This window comes from Streptomyces sp. R818 (assembly GCF_056172735.1).
This window is the reverse complement of sequence record NZ_JAOCNE010000003.1, coordinates 390741-405891: the sequence shown is the minus strand read 5'-3', so window position 1 is coordinate 405891 and position 15151 is coordinate 390741. Positions and strand designations below refer to the sequence as shown.

The window sequence follows — 15151 nt, the reverse complement described above, 5'->3', positions numbered from 1 at the left end:
GGACGCGTCTGCTCGGTGCATGAGCAGACGCGTCCGCGGCTTTTCGCGGGCTGAGCGCGCAGTTCCCCGCGCCCCTGGGCGGCGCCCATACCGTGCTGCCCATCCGGGCGTGCCCCTGTCTCCGAACCACTCGCGGCAGCACAATGCGCGCAACGGGACCGATGGGGGACTGATGGACGTCACGGACGCCGCCGACGAACTGCTCACCCGCGTGGGACGCGGCGACGAACGGGCCTTCGAGGAGCTGTACGAGGTGGTGTCCGGCCCCGTCTACGGCCTCGCGCGGCGCGTCCTGCGCGACCCGGCGCAGGCCGAGGAGGTGGCCCAGGAGGTCCTCCTCGAACTGTGGCGGACAGCCGCCCGCTACGACCCGGCCCGCGGCGGCGCCCTCTCCTGGGTCCTCACCCTCACCCATCGCAGGGCCGTCGACCGCGTGCGCAGCGTCCGCGCCGCCGGCGAGCGCGAGCAGCGGGTGGCCCGGCGCGCGGAGGTCCCGCCCTTCGACCAGGTCGCCGAGGAGGTGGAGAGCGGCCTCGAACGGGACTGGGTGCGCCGCTGCCTCGGCCGCCTCACCGACCTCCAGCGCCAGGCCGTCACCCTCGCCTACTACGACGGCTACACCTACCGCGAGGTCGCCCGCCGCCTCTCCGTACCGCTCGGCACCGTGAAGACCCGCATGCGCGACGGCCTCCTGCGAATGCGGGCCTGCCTGGACGGGGCATCGGCGTGAGCCCCCGGCCCCGGTGGCCGTACGACCGCCACGCGCTCGCCGCGCCCTACGCCCTCGACGCACTCGCCCCGCGCGAACTCGCCTCGTTCGAACGGCACATGTCCCGCTGCGGGCGCTGCGCCGCCGAGGCACGGTCGTACGCCGCCGACGCGGTGCGCCTGGCCCGCGTGACGACGGCGCCGCCCCCGGCGGGCCTGCGCGACCGGGTGCTGACCGGGATCCGGGCGGTGGACCAGGACCCGTGGCCCGCTCCGCCCGCGCGGCCCGTGGCGCCGCCCCGCGCGCGCCGCCCGCTCCTCGTGCCGCTCGCCGCCTGCGCCGCCGCGCTCGCGCTGCTCGCGACGGCGCTGCTCGGCGTGGAACTGACCCGTACTCAGGACCGGCTGGACGAAAAGCGGTACGAGGCACGTGAGATGGCCCACGTTCTCGCCGCCCCCGACGCCCGCGCGGCGCGGACCGACGGGCTCGCCGCCGTCGTCTCCCCGGCGCGGCGCGAGGCAGTGATCACGGTCACGGATCTTGCCGCCCCGCCCCGCGGACAAGATCACCAACTCTGGTTGATGTCGGACGCGGAACCCCCGCGATCCCTTGCCGTGCTGCCCGACAGAGGCCCCGACACGCCGTTGCTCGCCTCCGGCTTGACGCCGAGCGCTTCTTCACTGGCTGTCACCGAGGAGCCCGACGGCGGCTCCGAACGGCCGTCAAGTGCCCCGCTTGTCCAACTCGCCCTATATTCAGTCGGATTCGGAGAGTAATCGACTTTGGGTCGTCAACCTGCCCGCGGGGTAGGTGAATCGTGCGGCCGGGATACACGAGTGTCCCGATGGGGCGATAGGGTTAACCTGCCCGGGCCGGGTGCCCTCGTACGGGTGGGGAGTGACATGGAACAGATAACAGTGCGCAGCAGGCCTCGTGTGCCTGCGATCACGTGCGGAAGCAGCGCGACCAGTTCGCGTCTCGACCGCCATCTCGCGGTGCTCGGCGGTCCCGCCGTGCCCCAGGGCGAGGTGGCGGAGGCGACGACACTGATGCGTGAGCTCACCGCGCGTGACACCGCGCACAGGCGCGGCGGCAGCGCCGCGCGGGTGCGGCGGGTCTCGCTCTTCGCACCACTGCGGCGCCTGCGCCGCACGCTGTTCGGCGGCCACTAGCGGGCCGCCCGTCCAGCAGAATTCGGGCCCGCGTCCGACCTTCGCGCCGTCCGGCGTACCGCTGCGCATCTTCGCGACCGTCATCCCCACGGCTTGCGGCGGACGTCCCGGCGAGGAGGCAGGGTGCGGGCCCTTCTCCGTCTCCACATCGTCCACGGCCTGCTCCGCCGCTCAGCGCCCGCCGTGGGTGTGGCGGCGGACCGCGAGCGGCACGCACAGCAGGAGCAGGAGGGCGCACCAGCCGAGCGAACCGGCGACCGGGTGCGCCACCGGCCATGAAGCGCCGTCCGGCACCGGCGCGTTGCCGAACAGGTCACGGACCGCCGTGCACACCGCGCTGATCGGGTTCCACTCGGCGAGCGTGCGCACCCACCCCGGCATCCCGTCGGTCGGCAGGTACGCGTTCGACAGCAGCGGCAGCATGAACGTGGCGCTGCCCAGCTGCCCCGCCGCCTCCTCGCTCCGCGAGACGAGCCCGAGCAGGATGCCCGCCCACGTCGTGGCGAACCGGAAGAGCAGCAGCAGCCCGAACGCGGCCACCGCCCCGGCCGCCCCGCCCTCGATCCGCCACCCCATCGCGAGCCCCACGAGCACCAGCGGCACCAGACCGGCCGCGGTCGTCAGCAGATCGGCGGCGGCCTGCCCGAGCGGCACGGCGGCCCGGCTCATCGGCAGCGTACGGAACCGGTCCATGACCCCGCGGTGCGTGTCCTGCGCCGCCGCGAACATCCCCGTCATGACCCCGTTGGCGGCCGTCGCCACGAGCATCCCCGGCACGAGGTAGGCACGGTAGTCGGTGCCCGGCATGGCGAGCGCGCCGCCGAAGACGTACCCGAAGAACAGCAGGAACACGATCGGCATCGTCTGCGTCATGACCGTGATCGCCGGGGCGTGCCGGACGCGCTGGAGGTGGCGGCCGAGCATCGCCGTGCCGTCGTACAGGATCGCGGTGCTCATGCGGCGACCTCCCTGGTTCCCCGGGTCTCTTGGTGGCTGGTGCGGCGGGTGAGGCGCAGGAACACCTCGTCGAGCGTCGGCGGGCGCAGGGTGGCGTCCATCAACGGGACGCCGGACGCGTCCAGTTCCCGTACGACGCGGGGGAGCGTGACGGCCGGGTCGAGGACGACCGCGCCGACCGTGCGCCGCTCCGCGTCCAGGCGGGGCCGGGCGCCGGTGAGCTGGTCGAGGACGACGGCCGCCGCGTGCAGCGCCCGCTCGCCCGCGCCGTCCGGGACGACGACCTCCGCGTAGCTCCCGACCAGCGCCTTGAGCGCGGCGGGCGTGCCGGAGTGCGCGGCGCGGCCCTCGTCGATCAGCACGATCTCGTCGGCGAGCTGATCGGCCTCCTCCAGGTACTGCGTGGTCAGGACGACGGTCGTGCCGGCGCCGGCCAGTTCGCGGACCGCGTCCCAGATCGCGTTCCTGCTGTGCGGGTCGAGTCCGGTCGTCGGCTCGTCGAGGAAGAGCACGGCGGGCCGTGTGAGCAGGCTCGACGCGAGATCGAGGCGGCGGCGCACGCCTCCCGAGTACGTGCGCGCGGGACGGTCCGCGGCCTCGGTCAGCGCATACCGCTCGATCAGCTCGTCCGCTCTCGACCGGGGCGCGCGCAGCAGCCGGGCGAACAGGCGCAGGTTCTCCCGCCCGGTCAGCTCCCCGTCGACCGACGCGTACTGGCCGGTGACACCGATGCTGCGGCGGACCGCGTCCGGGGCGCGCACGACGTCGTGCCCCGCGACGCGCGCGGTGCCCGCGTCCGGGCGGAGCAGGGTCGTGAGCAGCCGGACCGCCGTCGTCTTGCCCGCCCCGTTCGGTCCGAGCAGGCCGCACACCGTGCCCTCGCGCACGGACAGGTCGAGGCCGCGCAGGGCGTGTACGGCCTTGTCCGCCCTTCCGAATCGCTTCTTCAGACCTTCACTAAGTACAGCGTACGTAGAAGTCATGGGTGCACCGTAGCGCATTACGTACGGTGTACGTAACTGTCTCCGTGCCTACGATGGTGCGCGAGGTGATGATCAATGGCGGGCCGACCGGCCGTACCCGAAGTGATTTGGGCGCGCCCCGAGCGCACCGGCCGCGGGCCCCGTCCCGCGCACAGCAGGGACGACATAGCGGCCGCGGCCGTGCGTGTGGCCGACGCGGAGGGCATCGACGCGGTCTCCATGCGCAAGATCGCCGGTGAGCTCGGCATGGGCACGATGTCGCTCTACAACTACGTGCCGCGCAAAGAGGACCTGTACGAGCTGATGGTCGACGCGGTCAGTGCTGAGTACGTGTTCCCGGAGCCCAGCGGTGAGTGGCGGGAGGACGTGCTGTCGCTGGCGCGGCAAACTCGGCTGATCATGCACCGGCATCCGTGGCTGCCGCGGCTGATGTCACCCGTGTACGGGTTCAGCCCGAACGCGCTGACGTATCTGGAGTACTGCCTGCGGTGCCTGGATCCGCTCGAGCTTCCGTACGGGACGAAGATGGAGTTGATCGCCGCTGTCACGGGGGTGGTGACGACGTACGTCTCCAGTGAGATCTCCGGTGTCGAGCGGACGCGGTCGTTGCCGTGGAGCGCGGAGGAGGAGCAGGCGGTGCGGATCGCTTATCTGGGCGGGCAGGTGGCGTCGGGACGGTATCCGCGCCTGGCTGCCGCGTTCAGTGAGGATTCCGGGCCGATCGATCTGGAGGCCGTGTTCGAGCGGGCGTTGCGGCGGACCTTGGCGGGGTTTGTGGGTGGGTGAGCGCGCCGGGGCGGGGGGTTCCGTCGGTGTGCGATCGACGCGGCGTCGTGGCTGGTCGCGAAGTTCCCCGCGCCCCTGAAATGCGCACTGCGTGCGGCATTTCAGAGAAACGCGAACTGGCCGCCCGGGCCCTCCTCCGGCTGGTCCAGGACTGTTGCCGGGCGGCGGGATGGTGCGGGGATCGGGAGGATGCCGGCTTGGCGGAGGTGGTGGGGGCCGAGGAGGCTGCCCAGGTCGGCGCGCAAGTCGTCGCGCTGGGGCGTCAGTTCGGCCAGGAGCGCGAGAACCGCGATGAGTTCCAGCAGCTCCGACGTCCACTGCTGGGGCCACGTCGACGGGCGGATCGCCGCCAGCGTGCCCGGGTCCGCCGGGGTCGTGCGGCGGGCGAACCACTGGTCCAGGACACGGACGCCGCTGACGTGGAAGTCCCACGCGGATGCCGGGACCGGGGAGATGCGGCCGTCGCCGATGAGGAGGGCCTCCTCCTCGCGGTCGTAGAGGAGTTCGGCGGGGCGGGGCGGCAGCGGGGCGCGGACGTACGGGCGGCGGCCGCCGGGGAGCTTCGGACGGTCGGTGCCGGTGCCGCGCCGGTGCAGCCACAGCGTCCGGCGGCCGAGCTCCACGCCGCGCGCCCAGACCTCCGGGTCCACGGGCAGCGGCACGCGGACCTCCTTCGCGTCCCGGGCGGCGGTGGCCAAAGTCCAGGCCAGGAAGGATTCGGGGTGCACCTCGTGGCCGTAGAGGGTGGAGAGGTGGGCGAGCAGGCCCGGGGCGATGTTGGGTTCGGCGGCGCCGGGGCGCCGGTACAGCGGGCGGATGCGGCCCGGCCGGCCGGCGGGGGAGCGGCCCTCGGGGAGGATGGCGCAGGCAAGGAGCGCGGGGCCGCCGGCGTCGGGGACGTAGCCCTGCTCGACGAGGAAGAGCTGGCGGTCGTCCGCCACGCGCCACAGTTCCGGACGGGTCGCGTCGATCAGGCGCTGGTCGGGGATGAGCCACTGCTCGTCGAACGGTCCGTGCAGGATCCGTACCGGCTCCGGGCACGGCCCCTCCGCGCGGGCCAGGGGCTCGGTCCCGGCGCGTTGACGCGGGAGCTGGGCGGCTCCCATGCGCAGGGTGCGGGCGCGCGACGGCTGGAGCAGCGCCTCGCGGCGGTCCGGCGGGGCGGCGACGAACGCGTCCCAGCGCGCCTTCAGTGACGCCGCGTCCGGGGCGATCGGCCAGCCACGGCCCAGGCGCAGGGGCGCCACGGACCACGGCATGAGGTCCGCGAGCGGCATGGCGTCGGTGAGCGGCCCGTCGTTCGTCACGCCCGGCATGGTACGTGGCCTCCGCGTCCGGTCAGTGGGCGTCCAGCGTGACCGTGAACGAGAAGCGGTCCCCGCGGTAGTGGATGACGGCCACGTCGAGGACCCGGCCCTCCTCGTCGTAGGTGACGCCCGTGTAGTGCAGGATCGGGCTGAGCAGCGGCACCTTGAGCAGCCGGGCCGTCTCCGGGTCCGCGAGGCGGGCCTCCACCGAGTCCGTGATGCGGCTGATGCGGGCCCCGAGCACGTCGCGGAGGACCTTCGTCATCGGCCAGCGCGCCAGATCCGCCACGTCGACCCGGTCGCCGAGGTCCGGGCGGACGTAGTTGCGGGCGTGGTTCGTCGGCTCGCCGGTCTTCTCGTCGCAGCGCAGCCGGTGGTACGTCGCCACGGACTCCGTGCCCGGGAACAGTTCGGCGTACTGCACCGGGACCGGTGCCGTGCCGTGCGCGAGGACCTCCGTCACCATGCCGGACTGCTGCGCCACGATCGCGTCGACCGAGCCGAGCAGCCGTACGGGGGCGCCCTGCTGGGCCGTCGGCTCGATGAACGTGCCGCGGCGCCGGTGCCGCGTGATCAGCCCCTCGTCCTCCAGCTCCTTCAGCGCCTGGCGCATCGTGAGGACCGAGACCCCGTAATGCAGCGCGAGCTGTTCCTCCGTGGGGAGGCGGAGGGGGTCCTGCGGGGAGCGGCCCAGTATGGAGGCGCGCAAGGACTGCGACACCTGGTACCAGAGGGGCAGTTTGCGGTTCAGGACGATCGAGTCCGGGGCGAATGACGTCACGGGGTATCCGTATCTGTCGGGGCCGGGGTCTTGCAATGCGCCTGTTCGTCTGCCGGGTGTTGGTCGTGGGCGGCCACCGGCCGGTGGGGGCTGGTCGCGCAGTTCCCCGCGGTGCCCCTCCGGGGTGTTGCCGGGTGCGGGCGCGTCGTGGCTGGTCGCGCAGTTCCCCGCGCCCCAGAAGGCCTGCGGCTCCGCCGCGCCTTCCCCCCACGGAGCACGTGGCTCCGCCCCCGCGCGCCTTCCTGAGATGGCGCACGAAGTGCGCATCTCAGGGGCGCGGGGAACTGCGCGACCAGCCCCCACCGGCCGGCGGCCGCGAGGGATCCGCACCGGGCAGACGCCGAGGCGCACCCAGCCGCCCAGGAACGCCACCCGGCGGCAGCAGCCAAGGCGCACCCCCTACCCCCTGAAGTGCCGCTCCAGCCCGCGCCACACATCGTCGTAAGCCCGCTGCAAGTGCCCCGCCCGGGACGCCTGTGCCGTAGCCGTGATCGGCCACCGCGTCTCGAACATGAACGCCAGCCCGTCGTCGACCCGCTGAGGGACCAGCTCCGCCGCGCTCGCCCGGTCGAACGTCTCCCGGTCGGGCCCGTGCGCGGACATCATGTTGTGCAGCGACCCCCCGCCGGGCAGGAAGCCGGAGGCCTTCGCGTCGTAGGCCCCCTCGATCAGCCCCATGTACTCGCTCATGACGTTCCGGTGGAAGTAGGGCGGCCGGAACGTGTCCTCGCCCACCAGCCAGCGCGGCGCGAACACCACGAAGTCCACCCCGGCGAGACCGGGCGTGTCGGACGGCGACGTGAGCACCGTGAAGATCGACGGGTCGGGGTGGTCGTAGGAGATCGTGCCGAGGACGTTGAAGCGGCGCAGGTCGTACACGTACGGGACGTGGTTGCCGTGCCAGGCGACGACGTCCAGCGGGGAGTGGTCGTACGTGGCCGTCCAGAGGTTGCCGCAGAACTTGTTGACGACCTCGACGGAGCCCGCGCCCTCCGCATCGTCCTCGTACGCGGCGACCGGCGCCCGGAAGTCCCGCGCGTTGGCGAGGCCGTTGGCGCCGATCGGGCCGAGGTCGGGGAGGCGGAACAGGGCGCCGTAGTTCTCGCACACGTAGCCGCGGGCCGTGTCGTCGAGCGGCTCGACGCGGAAGCGGACCCCGCGCGGGATCAGCGCGACCTCGCCGGGTTCGGCGGCGAGCAGGCCGAACTCGGTGCGCAGGAGCAGCCCGCCGTGTTCGGGGACGATGAGGAGTTCGCCGTCGGAGTCGCTGAACACCCGCCCGGTCATGGGGGAGTTGGCGTGGTAGAGGTGGACGGCCATGCCGGTGCGCTGGGTCGCGTCGCCGTTGCCGCCGAGTGTCCACAGGCCGGAGAGCCAGTCCGTGCCGGGCGCGGGGTCGGGCAGCGGGTTCCAGCGGCGCCGGTTGGGGTCGGGGACGGCCTCGGTGAAGGGGGCGGTGCGCAGGGCGCCGTTGTCCACGCGGGTGAACTCGGGGTGCGCGGCGGACGGGCGGATGCGGTAGAGCCACGAACGCCGGTTGTGGGCGCGGGGCTCGGTGAAGGCCGTGCCGCTGAGCTGCTCCGCGTAGAGGCCGAGCGGGGCGCGCTGGGGGGAGTTGCGGCCCTGCGGCAGGGCGCCCGGCACCGCTTCCGACTGGTGCTCGTTCCCGAAACCGGACAGATAGGCCAGACCCTCGGCCGCTTTGCGTGCGTCCCCGCTCATCTTCGCTCCCTCGTCCCTGATTCCTATGCTCAACCGTAGGATTCGGAGATCACCCGCGCAAGAGCCCTTTCCGGACGTGCGGGGCCCCTCGGGCTCTCGGGGGCCGACCTCCTCCCCGAGGGGATCCATGAAAGTGAGCGTTGCTCTACTCTCCCGGTCATGTTTCCGGTCAGGACTCCGGGGTTTCCGGTCAGGCTCAGGACACCGTGGCCGCGCGCCGCCGTCGCCGCCGTGGCGTGCGCCGTGCTGACGGGGCCCGCCGCCGGGTGCGGGGGCGACGGCGGCGGTCCGCGCACGGCCGGCGAGGTCCTCACCGACCGCACCGACGACGAGGGCAGGCCGTACCGGCAGATCCCCGAGGAGGACGCCCCGGAGATCGGCGTCGTCGTCCAGCCGGACGGTGCGCGGCCGGGCGGCTGGCACGTCCGGATCCGCGTGCGCGACTTCCGGCTCAGCCCGGAGGGCACCCCCGCCGAGGCCGCGCACGGCCGCGGCTACGCCCGGCTCTATCTCGACGGCCGCCCCCTCGCCCGCCTCCACACCACCGCCTACCGGCTGCCGCCCGCCCGCCTCGCCCGCGGCACGCACCACCTCACCGCCCGCCTCTACGCCGACGACCACACGGTCTGGGCGGTCGACGGCGAACCGGTCGAGGCGACGGCGGACCTCACGGCATCGGACACCGAACCGCCCCCGCCCGGGACAAGCCCCGCCCCCACCGCGCCGGACGCCGAACCGTCCCCGCCCGGGACAAGCCCCGACCCCACCGCGCCGGACGCCGAACCGTCCCCGGGGACAAGCCCCGCCCCCACCGCGCCGGACGCCGAGCCATCCCCGCCCGGGACAAGCCCCGACCCCACCGCATCGGACGCCGAACCGCCCCCGTAGGCGGGCCCCGTAGGCTGACCGGCATGTCCCACCCCACGTCCCTGCGGCGCGCCCCCGTCCAGCAGCGCAGTGCCGAGCGGCTGAGCCGGATCCTCGACGCCTGTGCGGAACTCCTCGACGAGCAGGGCTACGACGACCTGAGCACGCGGGCCGTCGCGACCCGGGCCGACGTGCCGATCGGCTCCGTCTACCGGTTCTTCAGCAACAAGCGCGCCATGGTCGACGCCCTGGCCGAGCGCAATCTGGAGCGTTACGCCGAGCGCGTCGCCGAGCGGCTCGCGGCCATCCCCACGGACGACTGGCGCGGCGCCATGGACGCCGTCCTCGACGAGTACCTGGCCATGAAGCGCACCGCCCCCGGCTTCTCCCTCGTCGACTTCGGCACCCAGATCCCCGTCGGCGACCCCGACGCCAACCCCAACCACCGCGTCGCCGACACCCTCACCGACCTCCTCACCCCCCACCTGCGCCGCACCCCCGACGCGGCCCTGCGCCGCACCTTCCTCGTCGCGGTCGAGGCCGCCGACGCCCTGGTCCGCCTGGCGTTCCGGCTCGACCCGGCCGGGGATGAGCGGATCATCGAGGAGACCAGGCAGCTGCTGTGGGCGTACCTGGCCCGGGTGCTCGACTGAACGGGCCCGCTGATCGGACCTGCTGATCGGACCTGCTGATCGAGCCCGCTGATCGAGCCCGCTGAACGGACCGCGCGGCCGGCCTGTCCGGTTTCGGGTTTCCGCCGACCCGCTCCCCCTTCTCCATACCGCTCGGTATGCTCGACTCGCCCGCTTGCCAAGCAACCGCTCAGCGACCGCCCCGGGAGACGACATGCCCCGCACCGCCCTGCGCATCTGCCCGCTCTGCGAAGCGACGTGCGGACTCAGTCTCACCATCGAGGGGACCCGCGTCACCGGCGCCCGGGGCGACCGCGACGACGTGTTCAGCGCCGGGTTCATCTGCCCGAAGGGCGCCTCCTTCGGGGCCCTCGACGAGGACCCCGACCGGCTCACCCGGCCCCTCGTGCGCAAGGACGGGCGGCTCCAGGAGGTCGGCTGGGACGAGGCGTTCGACGCCGTCGCGGCCGGGCTGCGGCCCGTGGTCGACGCGTACGGGGCGAACTCCGTCGGCGTCGTCCTCGGCAACCCCAACGTGCACACCATGGCCGGCGCCCTCTACCCGCCCGTCCTGCTCAGCACCCTGCGCACCCGCAACCTCTTCACCGCGTCCACCGTCGACCAGATGCCCAAGCACGTCTCCAGCGGTCTGCTCTTCGGCGACGCCAACGCCATTCCGGTGCCCGACCTCGACCGCACGGACCACCTCCTAATTCTCGGCGCCAACCCCGTCGAGTCCAACGGCAGTCTGTGCACCGCGCCCGACTTCCCCGGCAAGCTCAAGGCGCTGCGCGCCCGCGGCGGCACCCTCACCGTCGTCGACCCGCGCCGCACCCGCACCGCCAGGCTCGCCGACCGGCACGTGGCGATCCGGCCCGGCACGGACGCCCTGCTCCTCGCCGCGCTCGTGCACGTGCTCTTCGAGGAGAAGCTCGTCGATGTCGGACCGCACCTCGCCGATCACGTGCAGGGGCTCGATGAACTGGCGGACGCGGTCGCGGAGTTCAGTCCCGAGGCCGTCGCCGGTCGGTGCGACGTCCCCGCCGACATCCTCCGCACCCTCGCCCGCGAACTCGCCGCCGCCCCCACCGCCGCCGCCCCCACCGCCGCCGTCTACGGCCGGGTCGGCAGCAGCACCGTCGCCTTCGGCACCGAGGCGAGCTGGCTCGTAGACGTCCTGAACGTCCTCACCGGCAACCTCGACACCCCGGGCGGCGCCCTCTTCCCGCTCTCCGCCACCGCCCCCGCGCCCCGCCCCGCCGGACCCGGCAAGGGATTCGCCCTCGGCCGCTGGCACAGCCGCGTCTCCGGACACCCCGAGGCCAAGGGCGAACTGCCCCTCGCGGCGCTCGCCGAGGAGATCGACACCCCCGGCGAGGGCGCCATCCGGGCCGTCATCGCCATCGCCGCCAACCCGGTCCTCTCCGCGCCCGACGGCGACCGCCTCGACAAGGCGCTGGACTCGCTCGACTTCATGGTCAGCGTCGACCCGTACCTGAACGAGACGTCACGCCACGCGCACGTCGTCCTTCCGCCGCCCCCGCCCTCGCGCAGCGCGCACTTCGACTTCGCGTTCAACACGTTCGCCGTACGCAACCAGGTCCGCTACACCCGCGCGGCCATACCCCTGGCGGACGGGCAGCCCGACGAGTGCACGCTCCACGCCCGCCTCATCCTCGCCGCGAGCGGACAGCACGGGGCGCCCGTCGAGGCCGTCGACGACATGGTCATCGGCGCCGCGCTCGCCAAGGCCGTCGCCACTCCGCACTCGCCCGTCTTCGGCGCCGACCCGGAGCGGCTCGCCCGCGCACTGCGAGGAGACACCGGCCCCGAGCGTCGGCTCGACATGATGCTGCGCCTCGGCCCGTACGACCTCACCCTCGACGACCTCCTCGCCCACCCCCACGGCATCGACCTCGGCCCGCTGGAGCCGCGCCTGCCCGGCCTCCTCAAGACCCGCAGCGGCCGCGTCGAACTCCTGCCCAAGCCGATCGCCGACGACCTGCCGCGCCTGCGCCGGGCCCTCGCCGACGACGACCAGGGGCTCGTCCTCGTCGGACGGCGCCATCTGCGCTCCAACAACAGCTGGATGCACAACATCCCCGCGCTCGTCGGCGGCACCAACCGCTGCACCCTCCACGTCCACCCCGACGACGCGGCCGGGCTCGGGCTGCGCGACGGCGCGCCCGCGCGCGTGCGGGCGGCGGGCGGTGAGGTCGTGGCGCCGGTCGAGGTGACCGACGCGGTGCGGCCCGGCGTCGTCAGCCTGCCGCACGGCTGGGGCCACGACCGGCCCGGGACCCGGCTCGGCGTCGCCGCGCAGGACCCCGGAGTCAACGTCAACCAGCTCCTCGACGGCAGCCTCCTCGACCCGCTCTCCGGCACCGCCGTGCTCAACGCCGTCCCCGTAGAGGTCGAGGCCGCCCCGTTGTCACCCGCGTGACCTGGAGTTTTGCGCTTATTGCTCACGTGTCAACGTCTTGTTAACGCGTTCGCGGCGCCCCTAACGTCTCGCTGACCGCCACCTCCCCGGGCGGCAGTTCAACGGCGAACAGAGACCTTAGGGACCCACTCCATGCTGACCATCCTCGGCTTCGCCATGATCGCCACCTTCCTGGTGCTGATCATGGCGAAGAAGGTGTCGCCGATCGCGGCGCTCGTGCTCATCCCCGCTCTCTTCTGCGTCCTCGTGGGCAAGGGCGCGCACCTCGGCGACTACGTGATCGCGGGCATCGGCGACCTGGCGCCCACGGCGGCGATGCTGATGTTCGCGATCGTCTACTTCGGCGTGATGATCGACGTCGGCCTCTTCGACCCGATCGTGCGGGCCATCCTGCGGTTCGCGAAGGCCGACCCCGTACGCATCGTCGTCGGCACTGCCGTGCTCGCCGCGATCGTCTCCCTCGACGGCGACGGCTCCACCACCTTCATGATCACCGTCTCGGCGATGTACCCGCTGTACAAGCGCCTGAAGATGAGCCTCATCGTGATGACCGGTGTCGCCGCGACCGCCAACGGCGTCATGAACACCCTGCCCTGGGGCGGCCCGACGGCCCGCGCCGCCACCGCCCTCAAGGTCGACGCCAGCGACATCTTCGTCCCCATGATCCCGGCGCTCGCCGTCGGCATGGCCGCCGTCCTCCTCCTCGCCTACGTCCTCGGGCGCCGCGAGCGCAAGCGGCTCGGCCACCTGTCCCTGGAGCCCGTCGCCGAGGAGGCCGTGACCGAGACCGCCGACGAGAAGGTCCTGGTCGGCGCGGGTGCCGGTGCCGCGACCGGTAGCGGTGCCGGTGTCGCCGGCGGGGGGGAGCACCCCGCGCCCTCACCCTCGTACGAGAACGAGGACGGCGACACCTTCGCCGGGCTCGACCCGCACCGCCCCACTCTGCGCCCCAAGCTGTACTGGTTCAACGCGCTGCTCACCGTCGCCCTGCTCACCGCGATGATCATGGAGCTGCTGCCCATCCCGGTCCTGTTCCTGCTCGGCGCCGCGCTCGCGCTCTCCGTCAACTTCCCGCACATGCAGGACCAGAAGGCCCGCATCGGCGCGCACGCCGAGAACGTCCTCAACGTCTCCGGGATGGTCTTCGCCGCCGCCGTCTTCACCGGCGTCCTGCAGGGCACCGGCATGGTCGACCACATGGCGGAGTGGGTCGTGAACGGCATCCCCGAGTGGATGGGCCCGCACATGGCCCTCGTCACGGGCGTGCTGTCCATCCCGTTCACGTACTTCATGTCGAACGACGGCTTCTACTTCGGCATCGTGCCCGTCCTCGCCGAGGCGGGGAACGCGCACGGCGTCTCCACCCTGGAGATCGCCCGCGCCTCCCTCGTCGGCCAGCCGCTGCACATGTCGAGCCCGCTGGTGCCCGCCGTGTACGTGCTCGTCGGCATGGCGAAGGTCGAGTTCGGCGACCACACGAAGTTCACTGTGAAATGGGCCGCGCTGACCGCCCTCGTGGTCCTCGGCGCGGGCCTGCTCTTCGGGATCGTGTGACCGGTGAGCCGTACGTGGCTGCTGCGCCTCGTCATCGCCTTCAGCTGCGCGCAGGCGGCGGTGTCGATGGCGCGGCCCGCCGTCTCCTACCGGGCCCTCGCGCTCGGCGCCGACGAACGGGCCGTCGGCGTCATCGCCGGTGTCTACGCCCTGCTCCCGCTGTTCGCCGCGGTCCCGCTCGGCCGCCGCACGGACCACGGCCGCTGCGCCCCGCTGCTGCCCGTCGGCGTCGTGCTGATCTCCGGCGGCTGCGCGCTCAGCGGCCTCGCGGACTCCCTCGCGGCCATGGCGGCGTGGAGCGGGGTGATGGGCCTCGGCCACCTCTGCTTCGTCATCGGCGCCCAGTCGATCGTGGCCCGGCAGTCCGCCCCCGACGAACAGGACCGCAACTTCGGCCACTTCACCATCGGCGCCTCCCTCGGCCAGCTCGTCGGGCCCGTCGCGGCGGGCGCCCTGATCGGCGGCCCGGACCTGGCGGGCACCAGCGCGCTCGCCCTGCTCGTCGCGGCGGGCGGCTGCGCGCTCGCGCTCACGTCACTGTGGCGCATCGAGCACCGGCGTACGGGGGCCAGGGCGACGGGGAGTGGTGCGGCGCGGGTCCCCGTCCACCGCATCCTGCGCACGCGCGGCGTCCCCGGCGGCATCTTCATCAGCCTCGCCGTGCTCTCCGCGACCGACATCCTCACCGCCTACCTCCCCGTGGTCGGCGAGCACCGGGGCATCGCGCCGGCCGTCGTGGGCGTGCTGCTCAGCCTGCGCGCGGGGGCGACGATCGCGTGCCGGCTCGTCATGACGCCGCTCATCAACTGGCTCGGCCGCTCCGCCCTGATCGCCACGACCTGTCTGCTCGCCGCGGTGCTGTGCGCGGGCATCGCGCTGCCCGTCCCCGTCTGGGCGCTCGGCGTGATGCTGGTCCTGCTCGGATTCTGCCTGGGCGTGGGCCAGCCGCTGTCGATGACGACGGTCGTGCAGGCGGCGCCGCCCGGTGCCCGCTCCACCGCCCTGGCCCTGCGCCTGACCGGCAACCGGCTCGGCCAGGTCGCGGCGCCGGCCACGGCCGGGCTCGTCGCGGGCGCGGCGGGCACGGCGGCCCCGTTCGTGATGCTGGGCGCCCTGCTGCTGGTCGCATCGGCTCTGGGCAAGCGCCCCAAAGGGGCGCGGGGAACGGCGCGAGCAACCACGACGAGCCCGTCACCCGCCGAGGAGAGCACGGCAGACAACGGCGCGTAGGTCGCGTC

General features: G+C 73.3%; 14 protein-coding genes. 9 read left to right on the top strand and 5 right to left on the bottom strand.

Annotated elements, in window-relative coordinates; genetic code table 11:
- Positions 1–172: 172 nt before the first annotated feature.
- From sigK to N5I75_RS06930, 3 genes are all read left to right on the top strand, one after another.
- Entirely contained in the window at positions 173–730 is a 558-nt protein-coding gene (sigK, locus tag N5I75_RS06940) for an ECF RNA polymerase sigma factor SigK (protein WP_476675390.1), read from the top strand.
- On the top strand, positions 727–1485 hold the full coding sequence (locus tag N5I75_RS06935) for an anti-sigma factor (RefSeq protein WP_476675388.1): 759 nt from the start codon (positions 727–729) through the stop codon (positions 1483–1485). Before sigK ends, N5I75_RS06935 begins: the two co-directional genes overlap by 4 nt.
- A 126-nt stretch (positions 1486–1611) precedes the next feature.
- Positions 1612–1881 (top strand): hypothetical protein, encoded by a 270-nt coding sequence (locus N5I75_RS06930; protein WP_476675386.1) that lies wholly within the window; start codon positions 1612–1614, stop codon positions 1879–1881.
- A 171-nt stretch (positions 1882–2052) separates the two neighbouring features.
- Here the strand turns inward: N5I75_RS06930 and N5I75_RS06925 are convergent, their stop codons facing one another.
- Both N5I75_RS06925 and N5I75_RS06920 read right to left on the bottom strand, forming a co-directional pair.
- Positions 2053–2838, bottom strand: a complete 786-nt coding sequence (locus N5I75_RS06925) for an ABC transporter permease (RefSeq protein ID WP_476675384.1) — start codon at positions 2836–2838, stop codon at positions 2053–2055.
- Positions 2835–3821: an ATP-binding cassette domain-containing protein gene (locus tag N5I75_RS06920; RefSeq protein ID WP_476675382.1), complete on the bottom strand. Its 987-nt coding sequence runs from the start codon at positions 3819–3821 to the stop codon at positions 2835–2837. The genes N5I75_RS06925 and N5I75_RS06920 overlap by 4 nt, the downstream gene beginning before the upstream one ends.
- Before the next feature lie 75 nt (positions 3822–3896).
- On the opposite strand from N5I75_RS06920, the gene N5I75_RS06915 reads away from it, so the two are divergent.
- Complete coding sequence (locus N5I75_RS06915; protein WP_476675380.1) at positions 3897–4607, top strand: TetR/AcrR family transcriptional regulator; 711 nt, start codon at positions 3897–3899, stop codon at positions 4605–4607.
- Between the two features lie 101 nt (positions 4608–4708).
- Here the strand turns inward: N5I75_RS06915 and N5I75_RS06910 are convergent, their stop codons facing one another.
- The 3 genes from N5I75_RS06910 to hmgA form a co-directional block, all read right to left on the bottom strand.
- On the bottom strand, positions 4709–5923 hold the full coding sequence (locus N5I75_RS06910) for a type ISP restriction/modification enzyme (protein ID WP_476675378.1): 1215 nt from the start codon (positions 5921–5923) through the stop codon (positions 4709–4711).
- A gap of 22 nt (positions 5924–5945) precedes the next feature.
- Positions 5946–6695 (bottom strand): GntR family transcriptional regulator, encoded by a 750-nt coding sequence (locus tag N5I75_RS06905; RefSeq protein ID WP_476675376.1) that lies wholly within the window; start codon positions 6693–6695, stop codon positions 5946–5948.
- A gap of 399 nt (positions 6696–7094) precedes the next feature.
- Complete coding sequence (hmgA, locus tag N5I75_RS06900; protein WP_476675374.1) at positions 7095–8417, bottom strand: homogentisate 1,2-dioxygenase; 1323 nt, start codon at positions 8415–8417, stop codon at positions 7095–7097.
- Positions 8418–8576: 159 nt separating this feature from the next.
- Here hmgA and N5I75_RS06895 point away from each other — a divergent pair, with 159 nt between their 5' ends.
- The 5 genes from N5I75_RS06895 to N5I75_RS06875 all read left to right on the top strand — a co-directional run bounded on the left by N5I75_RS06895 (position 8577) and on the right by N5I75_RS06875 (position 15143).
- Positions 8577–9305, top strand: a complete 729-nt coding sequence (locus tag N5I75_RS06895) for a hypothetical protein (RefSeq protein WP_476675372.1) — start codon at positions 8577–8579, stop codon at positions 9303–9305.
- A 23-nt stretch (positions 9306–9328) separates the two neighbouring features.
- On the top strand, positions 9329–9937 hold the full coding sequence (locus N5I75_RS06890) for a TetR/AcrR family transcriptional regulator (RefSeq protein WP_476675370.1): 609 nt from the start codon (positions 9329–9331) through the stop codon (positions 9935–9937).
- Between the two features lie 193 nt (positions 9938–10130).
- Positions 10131–12359 (top strand): molybdopterin oxidoreductase family protein, encoded by a 2229-nt coding sequence (locus N5I75_RS06885; protein ID WP_476675368.1) that lies wholly within the window; start codon positions 10131–10133, stop codon positions 12357–12359.
- A 132-nt stretch (positions 12360–12491) separates the two neighbouring features.
- Entirely contained in the window at positions 12492–13913 is a 1422-nt protein-coding gene (locus N5I75_RS06880) for a CitMHS family transporter (RefSeq protein WP_476675366.1), read from the top strand.
- A gap of 3 nt (positions 13914–13916) precedes the next feature.
- Entirely contained in the window at positions 13917–15143 is a 1227-nt protein-coding gene (locus tag N5I75_RS06875) for an MFS transporter (RefSeq protein WP_476675364.1), read from the top strand.
- Positions 15144–15151: the final 8 nt, after the last annotated feature.